We start from the raw sequence: 17,238 nt of genomic DNA, 5'->3' as shown, positions 1-17,238 counted from the left end.
AAAGGTACAGAGGTTTAGTCCTATACTTTTGAGCCTTTTTTATTGCTTTGTCACTTTGTTCCTTTGAACCTTTGTAACTTAAAAAAAATAACTTGTTATTTTTTTTTCTTCTTCTCGTTTCTTGTTTTCAACATGTTTCTGTTAACAGAACCGTGAGTTTTCTTTTTGGTTTTTGAAGGACCACCAAGATTTACTTTTTGGTTCTTTTTAGATTTTTCATGGAAAGCGCCATCACCTTCTAGTTTTGGTTTTTTCATTAAAAACTTTCTTGGCAATTTGTCTTTTTCAGCTTCGATAAGTTTTGCTGAAATTTCGACTTCTTCAGGGAAATCAGCGATTTTAAGCTCCTGATCCATTAAAAGTTCCGTTTCAATTTTGAATTCTTCTTCTCTTGGAGTAACAAAACTAATTGCAGTTCCCGTTGCGTCTGCACGACCCGTACGACCAATTCTGTGCATGTACAATTCTGGCTCTTCTGGAAGTTCAAAGTTAATTACGTGCGTGATATTAGAAATATCCAAACCTCTTGCCATAACGTCGGTTGTAATTAAGCCGCGAAGATTTCCTTCTTGAAATTCGGCCATTGTGCTCAAACGGTAGTTTTGAGATTTGTTAGAGTGAATTACACCAAATTGTCCTTCAAAAAGCTCATCAATACGATTGAAAAGCATATCTGAAATCTTTTTATTATTTACGAAAACCAAAATACGACTCATACTTTCATCGTTTTCCAGTAAATGTTTTAAAAGATTTACTTTGGTATTGAAATTCGGAACATTATAAGTAAGCTGCGTAATTTTTTCAAGTGGAGTTCCTGATGGTGCCAATGTAACTTCTTCAGGAGAATCGAAATAATCATTTAATAAATCATCGACTTCATCTGTCATCGTTGCAGAGAATAGAATGTTCTGACGTTTGGTTTTCATCATCGCAAAAAGCGAAGTCAGCTGTGGTCTGAAACCTAAATTCAGCATTTCGTCAAACTCGTCGATAACTAATTTTTGTGTTTCGTCAAAACGAACGACAGCATCAAGGGCTAAGTCCATAGTACGTCCAGGCGTTCCAACTAAAATGTCAACACCTTCATAAACGGCCTTTTTCTGCGTATTGATGTTTACACCTCCGTAAATACCCAACGTTTTAACCGACATATAGGTAGTCAGTTTTTCTACTTCTTCAACTACTTGAACCACTAGCTCACGAGTTGGAACTAGAATTACAATTTTTGGCGTATTGGTATGAGTAAATTTATAAAGCTTTAAAAGAGGTAGTAAATAAGCAAATGTTTTACCGGTTCCGGTTTGTGCAATTCCCATCATATCACGTCCAGACATGATTACAGAAAAAGATTTTTCTTGAATAGGAGTAGGCGTAACAAATCCTAATTCGTCAACTGCTTTTTGTAATGATTTTGGAAGATTAAATTTTTCGAAAGTGCTCATTTGCTTTAAATTTTGTGCAAATGTACGTTAAATTCGTGGTTTTTTGTGGGATTTGTAATTTTTGATGCTGTATTGCCACTTTGAATGTCACTCTGAGCGAAGTCGAAGAGCGTTACGATTGGAGCGTGCGCTTCGACTTCGCTCAGCCTGACAATAGTATATTTTTAGATTTTAAACAATTTAAAATCCTTCAAAAACACCTAAGCCAAATAAGGCAAAGTCGTATTTTACAGGATCTTGTGCATCCATTTCTCTTAATTTTGTATCTAATTCTAATAAAGCTTTAGCATCATTTTGCTTTCGCGAAAGAATGCCAAGTTTGCGGGCAACATTACCCGAGTGAACGTCTAGCGGACAAGATAAAACGGCAGGTGAAATGCTTTTCCAGATTCCTAAATCGACACCTTTTGCATCTTGGCGAACCATCCAGCGTAGGTACATATTAATTCTTTTTGCAGCTGAATTGTTTAACGGATCTGAAATATGTTTTTGAGTTCTCGCCAAATGATCGGTTTCGAAGAATATTTTTTTGAATTCGCTGATGCTTTTCTGCAAACTGTCTTTTTCCTGATTTTTAGCAAATACATTTTCCAGTCCATTATGGTTTTGATAAATGTTTTTTAAGCCTTTTATGAAGCCAGCAAAATCATGTCCGTTGAAAGTTCTGTGCACAAAAGTTTCTAGTCTTGCCAAGTCTTCGTCAGAATGTGACATAACGAAATCGTAAGGCGTGTTGCCCATTAATTCCATCATTTTATGCGAATTCTTGATAATCATTTTACGGTTTCCCCAAGCAATAGAAGCGCTAAGAAAACCCGCAATTTCGATATCTTCTTTTTGAGTAAAGAGATGCGGAATCTGTACAGGATCACTTTCTATAAAATCCTGATTGTTATATTGAAAGACTTTTTCGTCTAGAAATTCTTTGAGTTCTTTTTGGTTCATTTTAAATGAAATATTCTTTTATGTTCGAGTGCCCTAGCCCTGATGGAAGCGGCATCCTTTTTCTGGCTTCTTTAGCCAGGAAAAGATATAGCGGACAGCAGGAAATAGCTCCTAATTAACTTAATTGCTAATTTGTCCGTCGACCATTACTAATTTTCTATCGGCCATATTGGCCAATTCTTCGTTGTGGGTTACAATGACAAAAGTCTGTCCGAACTCGTCTCGAAGCTGAAAAAATAACTGATGCAGGTTTTCGGCAGAATGTGTATCTAGATTTCCAGAAGGTTCATCGGCAAAAATGACATCTGGTTTATTGATTAAGGCTCTTGCAACTGCAACACGCTGTTGTTCTCCGCCCGAAAGTTCGCTAGGTTTATGGTTAATTCTGTGTGAAAGACCAAGATAGCTCAACAGTTTTTTTGCTTCTTCTTCGGTTTCAGCGGTTTTTTTGCCTGCAATATGAGCTGGAATACATACGTTTTCTAGCGCTGTAAACTCAGGTAAAAGCTGATGAAATTGAAAAATGAAACCAAGATTTAAGTTTCTAAAATCGGATAAAATTTTGTCTTGTCTGCTTTTCTTTTTGAAATAACGATTGTAATACCCTAATAGTAAAATAATGGGCATAAGTAATATTCCCCAATTGATATAACCCAAAATATCATTCTCTATTTTATTTCTAAAAAGCACTAAAAACACTGCAAGCAGAATAATATAAAAAGAACCTAACCAAGTAATGATTTTGAATGCTTTTTCTTGATTTGAGCTATTGTTTTTAATGTTTTGTAACTCGAGTACATTTTTACCATTAATGGTTAAAGATGAATCGGGATTATGATCTGGTTTGTCTAGTGTTCCTAAAATTTGCAATAATGTAGTTTTTCCAGCACCCGAAGCACCAACGATAGAAACAATTTCGCCTTTTTTAATATGTAAATCAACTCCTTTTAAAACTTCAAGTTTGTCGTAAAATTTATGTATGTTTTTTGCGTGTATCATTTAGTGAAACTGTTTTTACAAAGAAACGAAGATTATGGTCAAAATCAAATTCCAATATGTGAAATTCAAATTCCAAATTTCAAAATCCCAAATTCCAAAAAGGAGCGAAGCGATTTTTAGAAAATCTAAAATCTAAAATCGGTACGTAAATTGATATGGGAATAATGGAAATTAAATTTAGGAAAGAGATAATAGTATTTCGGGAATTATTTTTAATTTCGATTAACTTAAAAATGAATGTGTTATGCAAGATTTAGAAGTTGCAGAAGATAGCAGAATGTCAAAACTACTTATAGGGCTGGTTTTGGATGGAATTGGTATGATTTCTTTCTCGATTCCGTTTCTGGGTGAGTTTTCAGATGTGGTTTGGGCTCCCATTGCGGCAATAATTATGGCAAGAATGTATAAAGGAAGAGTAGGGAAGGTTGCGGGTGTTTTGACTTTTCTTGAGGAAATACTGCCTTTTACAGATGTTATTCCGTCATTTACCTTGACTTGGATTTATACTTATTTCTTTCAGAAAAAATAAAAAAAAGACGGTTTTAGGCCGTCTTTTTTAATTGCTTTAGTTTTAACTATTGAATGATTATTTTTTTTACATATTGTGTTTTCTTAGTCTGCGGATTTACTACTTTAATCAAGAAAACACCTTTTGAATGCAATTGTATTGTTTCTTGTGTGCCTCCTTTAATTTTTTGTTTTACTAATTCTTTTCCGGAAATATCGTAGATTTTAAGATCTAAAATTTCTGCTTCTTCATTATCAATAAAAACAGAGAAAGATCCGTTACTTGGAATTGGCCAGACATTAAAAGCATTGTTTTTGCTTTCTTTAATAATGTCTTCGGTTCCTAATGTTAAGCTTTGTCCGCTTATAATATTCACTTTTCTTTTCATTGTACCACCTTCAGAATCTGTTACGGTAAATTCAAAAGAGCATAATCCGTTTGAAGTTGGTGTAAATGCAACTACATCTGAATTGAGAGTTGCATTTCCGTTTAGTGCATTCGAAATGGCATAAGAAACGCCACTTGTAAATCCTCTTGACAATTTTTGAATATTAATGTCAATTTTTGTTCCGTCTGGAGATTCGTAATGTGGCAGTGACATCCATTGTAAATATTCGTCTAAATGAGTATAACCATCTAAATTAGGATCGGCATTTGCATCTGAAAAATCCCCAATTGCAGAGTTTACATTGGTTCCTATGATGTTTTCCCACCAGTTTGGCAATCCATCTTGATCGCTATCCCAATTGGCATCTCTCACTACAGTCGGATAGTTTTCGAAACCACCAACATCTGCTTCATTATCTGGAAATCCAGGTTTGCCTGTTACGCTTCCAACTGCAGAATACGTTCCGTTTAATGTCTCTGAAATAATTCTTTGGTCGTGTTCGTCAAATTCTGGCTGGGTACATCCAACATCAGAAAGAACAATTTTATAAGCATTTTTAGCTGATTGCGTCGTTACATAAGAAGGGAAAAAAGGTGTATTTACAAAGTTGTTATATGGGACCGTATTTCCTGACGCTTTTCTTCCAGCAGTCTGGTTGGTTTCGTCGAAATAACCAGGCATTACATTTCCGTTAAAATAACATTGCTGCATTCCGGTTCCAACACCTTCATTTTGCTGATTAAAAGCAACAAATATTTTTGAACCAGCGCCAGGTTTGTAATAGTTGTTTACAAAGTTAACTTCTTTGGTTCCTCCGTCTGTGGTTCTTCCTCCCCAGTTATAAACGACATTGTTGGTAATATCCATTTTTCCTGCATAAGCACCGTTTCCGTCCAATCCGCCGCCAAGACTCCAATTTCTGCCATAGCAATGGGCTAATAGATTATGATGGAAACTCCCGATATCTCCGCCAATTGTAGCAGCATATCCATGTTCTGTTCCTGCTGGGTAATTTTGATGATTTGCTGCATTTAAAGCCTCAGAAATAAGTGTTCTCTGTAGGGTTATGTTTTTTCCAGATCTAGAACTGAAAGATTCGTCAATAGTCCAGCTGATAGAGCAGTGGTCGATAATGCTATTGTCTGCGCCAGTTAATCCCATTCCGTCAAAAGTAGGTCCTGCACCAACTCTAACACGCAGATTTTGTACAACAGCGTCGTTTCCTGTTACGCCAAAAGGAGCAGAACGAATGCAGATTCCTTTTCCTGGAGCGGTTTGTCCGGCAACTGTTACGTAAGGCTGGCTTAAAACCAGACGTGATTGCAATTGAATTACACCAGAAGTATTAAAGACAATTGTTCTCGGACCAATATCGTTTGTAACGGCTTCACGAAAACTTCCTGGACCGCTGTCGTTTAGATTAGTCACGGCAACAACTTTTCCGCCACGTCCTCCACGTGCAAAACGGCCATATCCTTCAGCATCAGGAAAAGCAAGCTGTGCGGGACGAAAACGCCAAACATTTCCTTTTTCAATTCCATTTGATAAAACTTCATCAATACGCCAGTAATAAGTTGCTCCCGTATACAATCCGTTTGCTTGATAAGAATTATTGGCTAAAGTTTGATTTCCTTTATATTCTGGTGAAGCTGTCGTTGCGTTGTCAACCGCTATTGGATCTGTTCCAAAATAGACATTATGCGAAACAGCTCCTGACCCAGCAGTCCATTGCAACAATTTTCCGCCAGATACTAATTCTACATGTTCGTTGTTTTGTTTTGGATCTGGATTTATGGCTTGATGAGAAATATTGGGTGTGTTTAATTCAAAACCATTGAAAATGAAGTTTTTAACATTTTCTGTTCCCGAAGTTTCTGCAGCGATTAAAATTACGACATCGGTTCCTGCTGTAGCTTGAAATCTTAAATAAGAAGACGCTGCGTCAGCTGTTTTAGTTGCTCTTACAGTTGGAATTAAATTATTGACCACTACATTTCCATCTACAGAAATATCAATTGGACTAAAGGTATTTGTGGTTGGGCTGTCTACATTGTTGAAGAAAGCTAATAAGGTATGTTCTCCTGTGGCTAAACCGCTTATTTTGAGTTCGATTTGAGCGCCAAGATTTGCTGTTGTGCCTTTTACTGTAAGTCCATCACAGACCAATCTTGCGTAATAAGGGGCTTGAATTCCTGCTTTGTACCAATTGGTTCCTAAGTTGTCTCCATTAGTTCCGGCGCGACTAATTGTAAAAGTAACTCCATTCTCGGTATAAGAACTAGTGTTTCCAGAAGCAATTACCCAAGCGGTGTAATCGGGATCATTTACTTCGGCTTTCGGTCTTCCTGATTGGTCAAAGTCGATTTTTACAATCGGATTTTGAGCAAAAACCTTGTTTACGGGTGCAATGAGACAAATCATCGCCACGATAACGGAGAATTTAAAGTAATTTTTCAGCATGTCAAATTGTGGTTTGGTTAGTAAGTAATAATTTTTGTTAGAAACATTAATTGTTTGATTATCAAGTTTAATAAATGCTTCTAACTATTGTAAAGTTTGTTATTACTTAAAATATAACTATCCTGCACCATCCTGTTCTGTGTAGTGATTAAATAAAAAATTGGCATAAAAAAAATGTTATGTATTTTTTTTATGCCAATTTTTTAAATATGTAATGCTTGATAAATGCAGGGATTGATTAAACTGCAGTTTCAAAAATAGTAAACGGTCTAAAAAATGAAATTAAATAAAATTTTAGCTTAAGAGACGATCTTAACCAGAACGGTTTTTTTATTAAGTGGGTAAAAGCGGAGTTATTCTTTGAATAAAAACCCTAGTCCCATATTTTTAAGCATTTTCTTTTCGAAGTTCCAAAAGAATTTAAATTGCCCAAAAATAGTTCCAATCGCAACTAGTAAAACTTGATAAATGGGGAAGATAATTATAAGGCGAATGAGTGTAAACCAGCCACCAAAATCTTCTTTAGTAATACCCAGCAAAACACAGAAAGGTTTAGAAAGCCACGCAGATGCCGATCCTGTGATGGCAAAAACGATAAATATAATTATGGCTTGTAAATTTGAGGTAATTCCCCAGCGTTTTTTTAATCTGTTCATTGCTATTTGTAATGATTACAAATATAGTATATTATCTTGAGGGAACATAGCCCCAAAGCTTTTGTTTGTAAGTATTTTGAAAATAAATCATGTAATTGTAAATTAAGTAATTTACTTCGTAGCCATAATGAATGTCTGGACGATAATCAATAGACATTTCGTATAACCTTGGGCTATAACGTTGTGGCTGCAGAACACGATTATTCCATTCTGTTACATACAAATAGTTTTTGTTTTCAAGGTATTGTAAGGAGTAATAGTTTCTTGGATAGGCTCGAGAGGCAAGCCAGGTTGAGAATCCGTTATCGATTATAATGACTTCATATTCTAATGAATCGTTTGCAATCCTAACAGTATCGTTTACTTTTTTGTTTGATGCAGATGAAGTATCAGTGCTGGCAATATTCTGCGAAGCTGTAGAACATGCAACAATGGTAAGTAGAACAATTAATATGGAAATGCATTTTTTCATAGCCTAAATTTACGATTTTTTTTTTTAGGTTCAGAGAGGCAAAGGTTCAAAGTAACAAAGGTTTAACTTCTTGCTAATTAAAATAAAAAAGGATTACAATTTTGTAATCCTTTTTTATTTTAATTAAAAGTCTCTCTTACTTTGGACCTTTGTATCTAAAGAGCTATTTGCTTCCAAACAGCTTTCCAATAAATCCAGCTATTCCTCCTTTGCTTTTGGTAACTACTAATACATCTGCAACGTCAACTTTTCCGTCGTTGTTTTGGTCAAGGCCAAATTGCATTCCGTATTTAGAAATAGTATCCATTATTCCAGAAACTTGTCCGCTGTTTCCTGAAATGGAATTTATAATATCAGAAATTTGAAAACTGCTATCGTTTGGATCTTTTGCTTTATTTACTAAAGAGCCTAAAATCTGCGGAATCAAATTGGAAGCAACTCCGCTTGAATCGGCGCTGCTTAATCCGAATTTTTGACCAAGACTTCCGCTTAATTGCTGTTGAATTTGCTGTACAACAGGGTTTGAGCTGTCAATGGGTGTGTTTCCGTTAAATAATCCGGCAATCTGATCTGTATTGCCTTCGGAAACAATCTTTTTTAATCCTTCAAAAATAGAACTGCTTGTTTCGTTTATTACGGCTTCATTATGTTCGTTTGGGACAGCGTTATTGTTTACCACAGCGTCGCCTCCGTATTGCTGTACTAATTGGGTTAATTGTTCAAACATGATATTTAAGGTTTAAAATTACACGCCAAAATTAATGAAAAAAAGAAAGATATTTACTACAAATGTAGTAATAATCCATTTAAAGATACTTTATTTTTTTATTACTTGGTTCGGCAAATTCAAGAAATTCGCTAAAACCTTATTTATATAGACTTAAATTAAAGCCATTGTTAAAACTTAGTATTACTTTGCACCAGGTTGTAACATCTTTAGGATTAAATCCAGGACAACTATTAATGTTCTTTTTAGGGAAAAATAACACATCATTATCAAATGTACTCAGGTTGAAGTAATAGTTGCTGTAATCTTCTCCATATATCCACACATCGCTTGAGCCTTCATTGCCGATAGTTTCATTAAAAGTAAAAATGGAAGACTGCTCAGGTATAAAATATTCTTTTTCAATAATAAGCGAAAATATATTGCCAAAGATAGAAGTGCAGAACAAAGCAATTGCAATTGCCATTAGAATCAGTCGAATGATCCATTTACGTCTAGAGCTTTTTTTATGTGTATTCATAGTTGTACTTTAAGTGTCCGCGAAAGTATAAAAAAGAAAGGGATTTACTACAGGTAAGTAGTAAATCCCTTTAATCGAATTTAATCTATTTTTATTTAGCTCAACAAAGTAATAATTTGTGAAGCCAATTCTGTACCAATTCTATCTTGCGCTTCTCCAGTAGCTGCTCCGATGTGTGGAGTCAAAGAGATTTTAGAGTGCATTAAGATTGCCATTTCTGGTTTTGGCTCGCTTTCGAAAACGTCTAAACCAGCAAAAGCAACTTTTCCTGAATCTAAAGCTTTTACTAACGCCACTTCATCAATAACACCACCACGAGCACAGTTTACAATTCCAACACCATCTTTCAAGATTTCAAATTCTTTCTCTCCAATGATGTATCCATCTTGTGCAGGAACGTGTAGTGTAATGAAATCTGCTTCTTTAAATAAAGATTCTAAAGATTGAGAAATAATTTTAGTTGTGATAGATTGTCCGTCAAAAAACTCAACTTTTACATCTACTTCTGGGATAAAACTGTCGGCAGCGATAACTTTCATTCCTAAACCAAGAGCCATTTTTGCTGTAGCTTGTCCGATACGACCAATACCAACAATACCTAAAGTTTTTCCTCTTAATTCAGTTCCGTTAGCGTAAGCTTTTTTCAAACCATCAAAGTTTGAATCTCCTTCAAGAGGCATATTTCTGTTAGAATCATGTAAAAAACGAACACCAGAAAATAAGTGTCCAAAAACCAATTCAGCAACAGATTCTGAAGATGAAGCAGGAGTGTTAATTACATGGATTCCTTTGCTTTTTGCATAATCCACATCGATATTGTCCATACCAACACCACCACGTCCGATGATTTTGATACCAGGGCAAGCATCGATAATATCTTTACGAACTTTAGTTGCACTACGAACTAAAATTACGTCAATGTTGTTTTCATTTATATAGTTAGCTACTTGTTCTTGAGCTACTTTTGTTGTGATAACTTCAAAACCACCTTTTTCTAAGGCTAGAATTCCGCTTTTAGAAATTCCGTCATTTGCTAATACTTTCATTGTATTTATTGTTTATTTGGTTAATCGTTTAATTGTTTAATCGATAAACCAGCTATTTGATTTTTCTTTTTTGTAAACTGTGACTGAGACTGAGACTGAGACTGAGAACTAAACTTTAGATTCAAGTGCTTTCATTACATCTACTAAAACCTGAACACTTTCGATAGGCATAGCGTTGTAAATAGAAGCTCTGTAACCACCTACAGAACGGTGTCCTGGCAATCCAGAAATATTTGCCGCTTTCCATAAAGCATCAAAAGTTTCAGTGTGTTCAGGATTGTTCAATAAGAAAGTTACGTTCATGTTAGAACGATCTTCTACCGCAGCAGCACCTTTAAACAATGGGTTTCTGTCGATTTCAGCATAAAGTAATTCTGCCTTTGCGTTGTTTAATTTTTCAACAGCAGCAATTCCGCCTTTTTCTTTAATCCATTGTAAAGTTAAAAGAGAAACGTAAACAGCAAATACAGGTGGAGTATTGTACATACTTTCTCCTTTAATGTGTTTAGCATAATCTAGCATACTTGGAATAGTTTTTCCGTTTTTGCCTAAGATTTCTTCTTTAACGACTACTAAAGTAGTTCCTGCAGGTCCCATATTTTTTTGAGCACCAGCGTAGATTAAATCAAATTTAGAGAAATCTAATTCACGTGAAAAAATATCAGAACTCATATCACAAACAACAGGAACATTTGTTGCTGGGAATTCTTTCATTTGAGTTCCAAAGATGGTATTGTTACTTGTGCAGTGGAAATAATCAGCATCGGCTGGAATTTCGTAACCTTTAGGAACATAAGTATAATTGTCTTCTTTTGAAGAAGCTACGACAACAGTCTCACCGAAAAGTTTAGCTTCTTTGATCGCCGCAGTTGCCCACGTTCCTGAATCTAAATAAGCAGCTTTTCCGTTTTCTTTCATTAAGTTATAGGGTGCCATTAAGAATGCTGTACTTGCACCGCCTTGTAAAAATAAAGCCTGATAACCTTTTCCTTGAAGTCCTAATAATTCTAAAGCAAGGGAACGAGCTTCCTCCATAACTGCAACGAAATCTTTGCTTCGATGCGAGATTTCAAGGATCGATAACCCTGAATCATTAAAATTTAAAATTGCTTTTGATGCCTTCTCAAAAACTTCCTGAGGTAAAATACTTGGTCCTGCGCTGTAGTTGTGTTTTTTCATGGTTGTTGTTAATAGTCGAAAATTTTAAAGACGCAAATTTCGGTAATAAGAGCCGAAAAAGCGTTAAAATATTCGAAATAATTAAACAATTTATTACTTTGTTGTTAACAAAAACGTTATAGTATCGACATTATCTGCGTAATCCCACAATTGCGGTTTTTGGGTTTCTCCAAATGCTATACTATCTGCAGTTAGATTATTGCTAACTATGCATTGAATTTGGTCTGTGTCGTCCTGAAGGCGTTTTTTAAGTTCTTCTACACTTTCATAATATTCATAAAAAATACTCGAAATGGGAGAGGCGTAACTTGAGTCTTCCTTTAAAGTCAAGAATCCGTTGTCCAATAATTTGAAATTACTCATTAAAAATACCGCTTTATTATAGTCATAATTATTAGCGTATTTTTCGTAATGGATAACGTCTTGGTATTTGAACATTGCTTGAAAAAAAGTATCAAAAGAATAGTCTTTCGGAATAAAAAGTTTGGAAACATTTCTGCATCCTAAACCAAAATATCTAAAAATATCTTCACCAAGCGCTTCCAATTCTTCAGTGGTTTCTTTTCCGGTTAAAATAGCGGCCGAATTTCTGTTTTTACGAATAATCGAAGGCTTATCTTTAAAATAATATTCAAAATAACGAGCAGTATTATTGCTTCCAGTGGCAATTACAGCATCAAAATTTTCTAGTTTTCCTTCCACGAAAGTGATTCTGTCTTTCAGATTTTCATCAACAGCAATTAAATATTTAGCCAAAAATGGCAATAAATGCTGATCGTTTGACGATGTTTTGATTAAAGCTTTGTTTCCTGTAATTAAAACAGATAAAAAATCATGAAAGCCTACTAGCGGAATATTTCCAGCTAAAATCAAAGCAACAGTTTTTACATCGCTTTTCTGATCCATTTTGTAAGCCGAAAGCCATTTGTCAATATTTTCAGTGGTTAAAGCTTCAGCCCACGATTGTATAGAAAAATAAACCTGTTCAGGGGTATACCATCCATTATGAGATTGCGATAAATGAATCAGATTATTGAAATCATCAAAAAAGATATCATTATATAAGACATCGGATTTTTGCGCAGAAGCACCTTCAGAAAACTGACTTAAAAATTTTCCTAATTCAACAAAAACACTTTTTTTTGTTTCTAATGTCATAATGTTTGTTTATGAATTGTTTTGATTGTAATTTTGCACAAAAATAAGCATAATTAAGTCGAAAGTCAAAAGTCATAAAGTCAAAAGCTATGCTTGCCTTTATTTTGACTTTAGAACTTTAAGACTTTTAACCTTAAGACTAATAAACGATGGCAATTATTATAACTGACGAATGCATCAATTGTGGGGCTTGCGAACCAGAGTGCCCTAATACAGCAATATATGAAGGAGCAGATGATTGGAGATATAAAGACGGAACAAGTCTTTCTGGAAAAATTGTATTACCTGACGGAACTGAAGTTGACGCAGATGACGCTCAAACTCCAATTTCTGACGAAATCTACTATATAGTACCAGGAAAATGTACAGAATGTAAAGGTTTCCATGATGAGCCGCAGTGTGCTGCTGTTTGTCCTGTTGACTGTTGTGTACCAGATGATAATCATGTGGAAGACGAAGAAACTTTGTTAGAAAGACAAGCGTTTTTGCATAACGAATAATTATTTCTGAATATCTAAATAAAATAGGATCCTGATTTGTAAAACTCAGGATTTTTTTTGCCCCCTGATATCAGGTATTTTTAAAAGTTAGTTTGTTGGTAATTAATGTTTTATTTTTTCTGGGGTTGCTTTATTGTTAAAAAAACAATAATTTAGTTGAAAATATAACAACGCCTATGAAGCAACTGCTACTTTTATTTGTCGTATTATTTAATTTGAATGTTTTTGCACAAAATGATGAATATTCTATTTATGTAAAAGACATTGAAACCCTACAGCCTATTGAGAATGCTACTGTAATGGTCTTAAAAACGAAACAGGTTTTAATGACTAATGCAGATGGTAAAATAACTTTTGTTTTGAGCGGAGGATCAAACATACAGGTTTCAGAAATGAATTATGAAAATCTGACTGTTCGTTGGGCCGCTTTAAAAGAAAGCGGATTTGTAGTTTATCTTAAAAATAAAAAAGAAAACTTAGACGAAGTTGTAGTCTCAAAGGAAAATCCCCAAAAAATGCTTCAGAAAGTAGTTTCAAATTCGAAACAAAAAATAAGCGTTGCACATCGATTAAAAGTATATGTTCGTGAATTTTTCATGCTTGACAATCAATATTCTTATTATAATGATGGATTAGTTAACTTTCAATTCAATAAAAACAATACAACTACGTTATTAGTAGAACAAAATCGTTCTTATGGGTTGATAGACACAGATGTTAGTGCTGATTTGAAAGGATATGACTTGAATGATATCATGGAAAATTACTCTAACTTTAAGTATTTAGATCCGCTGTTGGATGCCAAAGCGAAAAAGGAATATGATTTTACAACAAAAGGACATTCAAAAAATAAAGATTATTATATAATGTCAATTGTTCCGCTAGATAAAGCAAAAGAAGCAATTGATAATTTTGAAATTATTTACGATCCTGAGAAAAAAATTATAATAGAATTTACAATTTCAGTTACGCCAGCAACATTGGATAAAGTGGAAGAGAAGACCAAAGAAGGCGAAAAGAATATTACAAAATCGTTTGTCAAAGTAAATTATAGATGGGACGGAACGGATTATTATTTATTGAGTTCGAATGAAGAAATTGGCTATAATGTTGTTTTGAAAGATAAAACAAAAAATGTTCAAGTACGAAATAGTTTTGTGACAACAGGTTTCAATAAACAGAATTTCACTTATAGTGAAAGTGATGTTTTTAAAGAAAAATCGCTTTTTAATAAGAAAAACAAAATCCTGACCAATTATTGGGATATTTCGGGATTTACAGCAACAGAGCAAGAAAAAGCTATTATTGCATCATTAGAGTTTAAATTGTAATTAAATAAATAGAAAAGAAAAATCCTGAGCGTTATACTCAGGATTTTTTGTTTTATTTCAGGCTGAGTGAAGTCGAAGCCCAATATGACTTGAGATGTACTTTGTGGAGTTTCTTGTGTGTCCTTCGACTTCGCTCAGGAAGACAAAAAATAACTCATTTAATTGTCAGGCTGAGCGGAGTTGAAGCCACTTGTTAATTATTAAAAAGTAAATCCAAGTCTTGCATAGTAATAAGCACCACTGAATCCCATTTGTACAGCATCCCAATATCCTCCAGCTTCTGTGTTTCCTTGCTCATCTTGTTTGGACGGATATACGTTGAATAAGTTGTTGCTTCCGATAGTTAGTTTTAGACTTTTAGTAAACTGATATCCAACAGTTAAATCGGTTACCACTCTCGGGTTGTAAACATCATCTTCGTCTGCGTAATCTACCAAAACAACTTTGCTGAAACGAGTAAAAGCTAGTCCGGCGTCAAATTTGTTTTTAGCATAGTTTAAGTTTAAACTGAATTTGTTGTCTGGAGCAGAAGCTAATAAAAAGGCTTTTTCACGTTTTCCGAAGAAAGTTGCTTCATCAAGAGTGCCGTTTTTGACTTTGTCAATTTTCATATCGTTGATGTTTCCAACCAAAGTGGCACTAAGCTGACCAAAATCGAATCCTTTTTTCCAAGAGAAAACCACATCAAGACCGTGGGTGCTCGTGTCTACACCATTGGCAAAGAATTGTGCTTCCGAAACACCAAGGTTTAAAGCACTTGCATCAAAATATCCAGTAAGTACAATACGATCTTTTACCTGAATATAGTAACCGTCGATTGTTGCAGTGAAATCTCCAAAAGATGCTGTAAAACCTAAAGACGCATTTACTGCTTTTTCTTCATTTAATTTACCAATTCCAAAAGCTCTTGTAATTTCGCTGTCATTTGGCGCCAATAAAACTTCAGTTGCACCGCTTGCATTAAAGTTGGTGAAACGTAAATTATAATAAATCTGTGCTAATGATGGAGCACGGAAACCTGTGCTTGCAGAACCTCTTAAATTAAAGTGTTCGCCGAGTTTTAATCTAGAGGCTAATTTTCCATTTACTGTACTTCCAAAATCACTGTAGTTTTCAAAACGAACGGCTGCATTTACCATTAAATCTTTAGTTATATCCAATTCGCCATCAGCATATAATGAGAAATTGGTACGGCTTTCATTTACTTCATTTGCAGGGCTGTAGCCAGGAAAACCTTGCGAGCTTCCAGGTCTAGGATTTCCTGAAATAGGATCAATTGGTGCACTCTGGGTGGTCGGATCAGTAATAGGTTGGCCATTGGTGTCGTAAGTAGTATATGATCCTTCTTCGCCAGCAAAGATTTCAAATTTTTCTACTCTAAATTCGGTTCCGAAAGCAATATTAAAGCCTTCAAGGACACTATCATAGCTTTTAGAAATATCAAAATTAGTGGTGTTTTGAAGCAAACTATGGCCTCCAGCATCAAACTCATGAGGAGATTTTTCTTCTAGGGAAGCATTTATTGTTCCTTTAATATCGTATTGAAATTTATTTTTTCCAAAAGTATTACTCAAATCAAATTTCCATCCTCCCGTAGATTCTGTTTTGATTCCGGCAGCCACAGAATTATCATTAATTTTTGATGTAATTCTTGGCGTGTAGCCTCCAGGATAAACTGATTCTACCACTCTTTCTCCATCGTTTCTGGTAAAAGCATAAGCATCTGTGTCTCTGAAATTACTTCCTCCAAAAGCGTAAAACTCTGTTTTGTCTGCAATCGGAATAGAAAGATTGGCGAATAAATTTACTCCGTGCATACTTGCATCTCCAAAACCTTTTCTAAAATCATAAGCAGGTCTTAAGGTTTTATTTTTGTTCAAAAACTCACCTGTAAAGTTTGCATAACCGCCTTTAGTTCCTAAAGCAACTCCGTAATTAGCAGCAACTCTCACAGAACCACCGTCAAAATCCTGATCTTTTCCGTATGAATTTCCGTTTCCATCTTTATCTAGTCTAAAACCTTTTGTATTTGGTGTTCCAGGAAGAAAATCGCCTTTCGCCTTTGTGTTGAAAGCACCGTAAGTTACAGATCCCGTTAATTCGTTTACATTATCGTTTGTAATGATATTGATTACTCCCGCAATGGCATCAGAACCATATTGCGCCGAAGCCCCGTCGCGTAAAATCTCGATCCTTTTAATAGAAGCAGCCGGAATTGCATTCAAATCTGTTCCTGTGTTTCCACGACCTCTTGTTCCAAATAAGTTAATTAAAGACGATTGATGCCTTCTTTTTCCGTTTATTAAAACCAAAGTCTGGTCTGGTCCCATACCTCTTAATGAAGCGGGATCTACGTGATCGGCACCATCAGACCCCGATTGTTTGTTGGCATTAAAAGACGGAGCTACATATTGAAGTAATTGATTAATTTCAATTTTACCACTTTGTGTCGTAACATCTTTTACACTAATAACGTCAATGGGAACAGCAGAATTTACAACAGTTCTCTTCGTGCTTCTGGATCCTGTAACAACAACGTCACTTAAAACTTGACCTTCACTTTCGCCTAAAACTACATTGATTTTGTCGACAGAAGCTACTTTTTCGACTGTTGCGAATCCTACATAACTGAAAATTAAAGTAGCGCCTTCTTTTACTTTTATTTTATAGCTACCTTCAAAATCGGTAGAAACACCATTTGAAGTTCCTTTTTCGACAATATTTACACCAGGAAGCGGTGCACCGGATTTGTCTTTTACAATACCCGAGACTTCTTTTTGTGCAAAAAGAAACGCTGAATTCAGCAGAAATAGTAATAATGCAATCTTTTTCATGGCATTTGGTTTTTTGGTTTGTTTTTTGTTGATTAGTTTTATAAAAGTACTTTTTTTTAACAAAAAATTAGTA

14 protein-coding genes and 2 pseudogenes are annotated in these 17,238 nt (G+C 34.9%); 3 read left to right on the top strand and 13 right to left on the bottom strand.

What is annotated here, in order from left to right; translation table 11 throughout:
• Nucleotides 1–95: 95 nt before the first annotated feature.
• The 4 genes and pseudogenes from ACFO3N_RS11555 to ACFO3N_RS11540 all read right to left on the bottom strand — a co-directional run.
• Entirely contained in the window at nucleotides 96–1,442 is a 1,347-nt protein-coding gene (locus ACFO3N_RS11555) for a DEAD/DEAH box helicase (protein WP_379797864.1), read from the bottom strand.
• Between the two features lie 180 nt (nucleotides 1,443–1,622).
• The gene (locus tag ACFO3N_RS11550; RefSeq protein WP_379797862.1) at nucleotides 1,623–2,387 is read right to left on the bottom strand and encodes a TIGR02757 family protein; all 765 of its coding nucleotides are present in this window, start codon (nucleotides 2,385–2,387) and stop codon (nucleotides 1,623–1,625) included.
• A 120-nt stretch (nucleotides 2,388–2,507) separates the two neighbouring features.
• A pseudogene (locus tag ACFO3N_RS11545) lies at nucleotides 2,508–2,957 on the bottom strand (ABC transporter ATP-binding protein); the annotation flags it as partial.
• 216 nt (nucleotides 2,958–3,173) lie between these two features.
• A pseudogene (locus tag ACFO3N_RS11540) lies at nucleotides 3,174–3,386 on the bottom strand (ATP-binding cassette domain-containing protein); the annotation flags it as partial.
• A gap of 244 nt (nucleotides 3,387–3,630) precedes the next feature.
• Between ACFO3N_RS11540 and ACFO3N_RS11535 the strand changes: the two are divergent.
• Nucleotides 3,631–3,915 (top strand): hypothetical protein, encoded by a 285-nt coding sequence (locus tag ACFO3N_RS11535; RefSeq protein ID WP_095931743.1) that lies wholly within the window; start codon nucleotides 3,631–3,633, stop codon nucleotides 3,913–3,915.
• Nucleotides 3,916–3,961: 46 nt separating this feature from the next.
• Here the strand turns inward: ACFO3N_RS11535 and ACFO3N_RS11530 are convergent, their stop codons facing one another.
• The 8 genes from ACFO3N_RS11530 to ACFO3N_RS11495 all read right to left on the bottom strand — a co-directional run bounded on the left by ACFO3N_RS11530 (nucleotide 3,962) and on the right by ACFO3N_RS11495 (nucleotide 12,500).
• Entirely contained in the window at nucleotides 3,962–6,742 is a 2,781-nt protein-coding gene (locus tag ACFO3N_RS11530; protein ID WP_379797860.1) for a T9SS type A sorting domain-containing protein, read from the bottom strand.
• Between the two features lie 353 nt (nucleotides 6,743–7,095).
• Nucleotides 7,096–7,398 (bottom strand): DUF6787 family protein, encoded by a 303-nt coding sequence (locus tag ACFO3N_RS11525; protein WP_095931741.1) that lies wholly within the window; start codon nucleotides 7,396–7,398, stop codon nucleotides 7,096–7,098.
• A gap of 31 nt (nucleotides 7,399–7,429) precedes the next feature.
• On the bottom strand, nucleotides 7,430–7,870 hold the full coding sequence (locus tag ACFO3N_RS11520; RefSeq protein ID WP_379797858.1) for a DUF6146 family protein: 441 nt from the start codon (nucleotides 7,868–7,870) through the stop codon (nucleotides 7,430–7,432).
• A gap of 163 nt (nucleotides 7,871–8,033) precedes the next feature.
• Nucleotides 8,034–8,597: a hypothetical protein gene (locus ACFO3N_RS11515; RefSeq protein ID WP_379797856.1), complete on the bottom strand. Its 564-nt coding sequence runs from the start codon at nucleotides 8,595–8,597 to the stop codon at nucleotides 8,034–8,036.
• 139 nt (nucleotides 8,598–8,736) lie between these two features.
• Nucleotides 8,737–9,117, bottom strand: a complete 381-nt coding sequence (locus tag ACFO3N_RS11510) for a hypothetical protein (RefSeq protein WP_379797854.1) — start codon at nucleotides 9,115–9,117, stop codon at nucleotides 8,737–8,739.
• Between the two features lie 95 nt (nucleotides 9,118–9,212).
• A complete protein-coding gene (locus ACFO3N_RS11505; RefSeq protein ID WP_379797852.1) occupies nucleotides 9,213–10,163 on the bottom strand; it encodes a D-2-hydroxyacid dehydrogenase in 951 nt (316 codons plus the stop codon).
• 108 nt (nucleotides 10,164–10,271) lie between these two features.
• Nucleotides 10,272–11,342 carry a 3-phosphoserine/phosphohydroxythreonine transaminase gene (gene serC / locus ACFO3N_RS11500; RefSeq protein WP_095931736.1) on the bottom strand — a complete coding sequence of 357 codons (1,071 nt, stop codon included), beginning with the start codon at nucleotides 11,340–11,342 and terminating at the stop codon, nucleotides 10,272–10,274.
• Nucleotides 11,343–11,435: 93 nt separating this feature from the next.
• Complete coding sequence (locus tag ACFO3N_RS11495) at nucleotides 11,436–12,500, bottom strand: acyl-CoA reductase (RefSeq protein ID WP_379797849.1); 1,065 nt, start codon at nucleotides 12,498–12,500, stop codon at nucleotides 11,436–11,438.
• A gap of 149 nt (nucleotides 12,501–12,649) precedes the next feature.
• Between ACFO3N_RS11495 and ACFO3N_RS11490 the strand changes: the two genes are divergently transcribed.
• Both ACFO3N_RS11490 and ACFO3N_RS11485 read left to right on the top strand, forming a co-directional pair.
• Nucleotides 12,650–13,000 (top strand): 4Fe-4S dicluster domain-containing protein, encoded by a 351-nt coding sequence (locus ACFO3N_RS11490; RefSeq protein WP_111366760.1) that lies wholly within the window; start codon nucleotides 12,650–12,652, stop codon nucleotides 12,998–13,000.
• Between the two features lie 176 nt (nucleotides 13,001–13,176).
• Nucleotides 13,177–14,331, top strand: coding sequence for a peptidase associated/transthyretin-like domain-containing protein (locus ACFO3N_RS11485; protein WP_379797847.1), 1,155 nt, complete (start codon nucleotides 13,177–13,179; stop codon nucleotides 14,329–14,331).
• A gap of 200 nt (nucleotides 14,332–14,531) precedes the next feature.
• On the opposite strand, the gene ACFO3N_RS11480 is transcribed toward ACFO3N_RS11485, so the two are convergent.
• Entirely contained in the window at nucleotides 14,532–17,165 is a 2,634-nt protein-coding gene (locus ACFO3N_RS11480) for a TonB-dependent receptor (RefSeq protein WP_379797845.1), read from the bottom strand.
• Nucleotides 17,166–17,238 lie beyond the last annotated feature (73 nt).

The sequence above is a fragment of the Flavobacterium chungangensis genome (genome assembly GCF_042654045.1).
Taxonomy (GTDB): domain Bacteria; phylum Bacteroidota; class Bacteroidia; order Flavobacteriales; family Flavobacteriaceae; genus Flavobacterium; species Flavobacterium chungangensis.
This window is presented reverse-complemented; position numbering and strand designations above follow the sequence as displayed.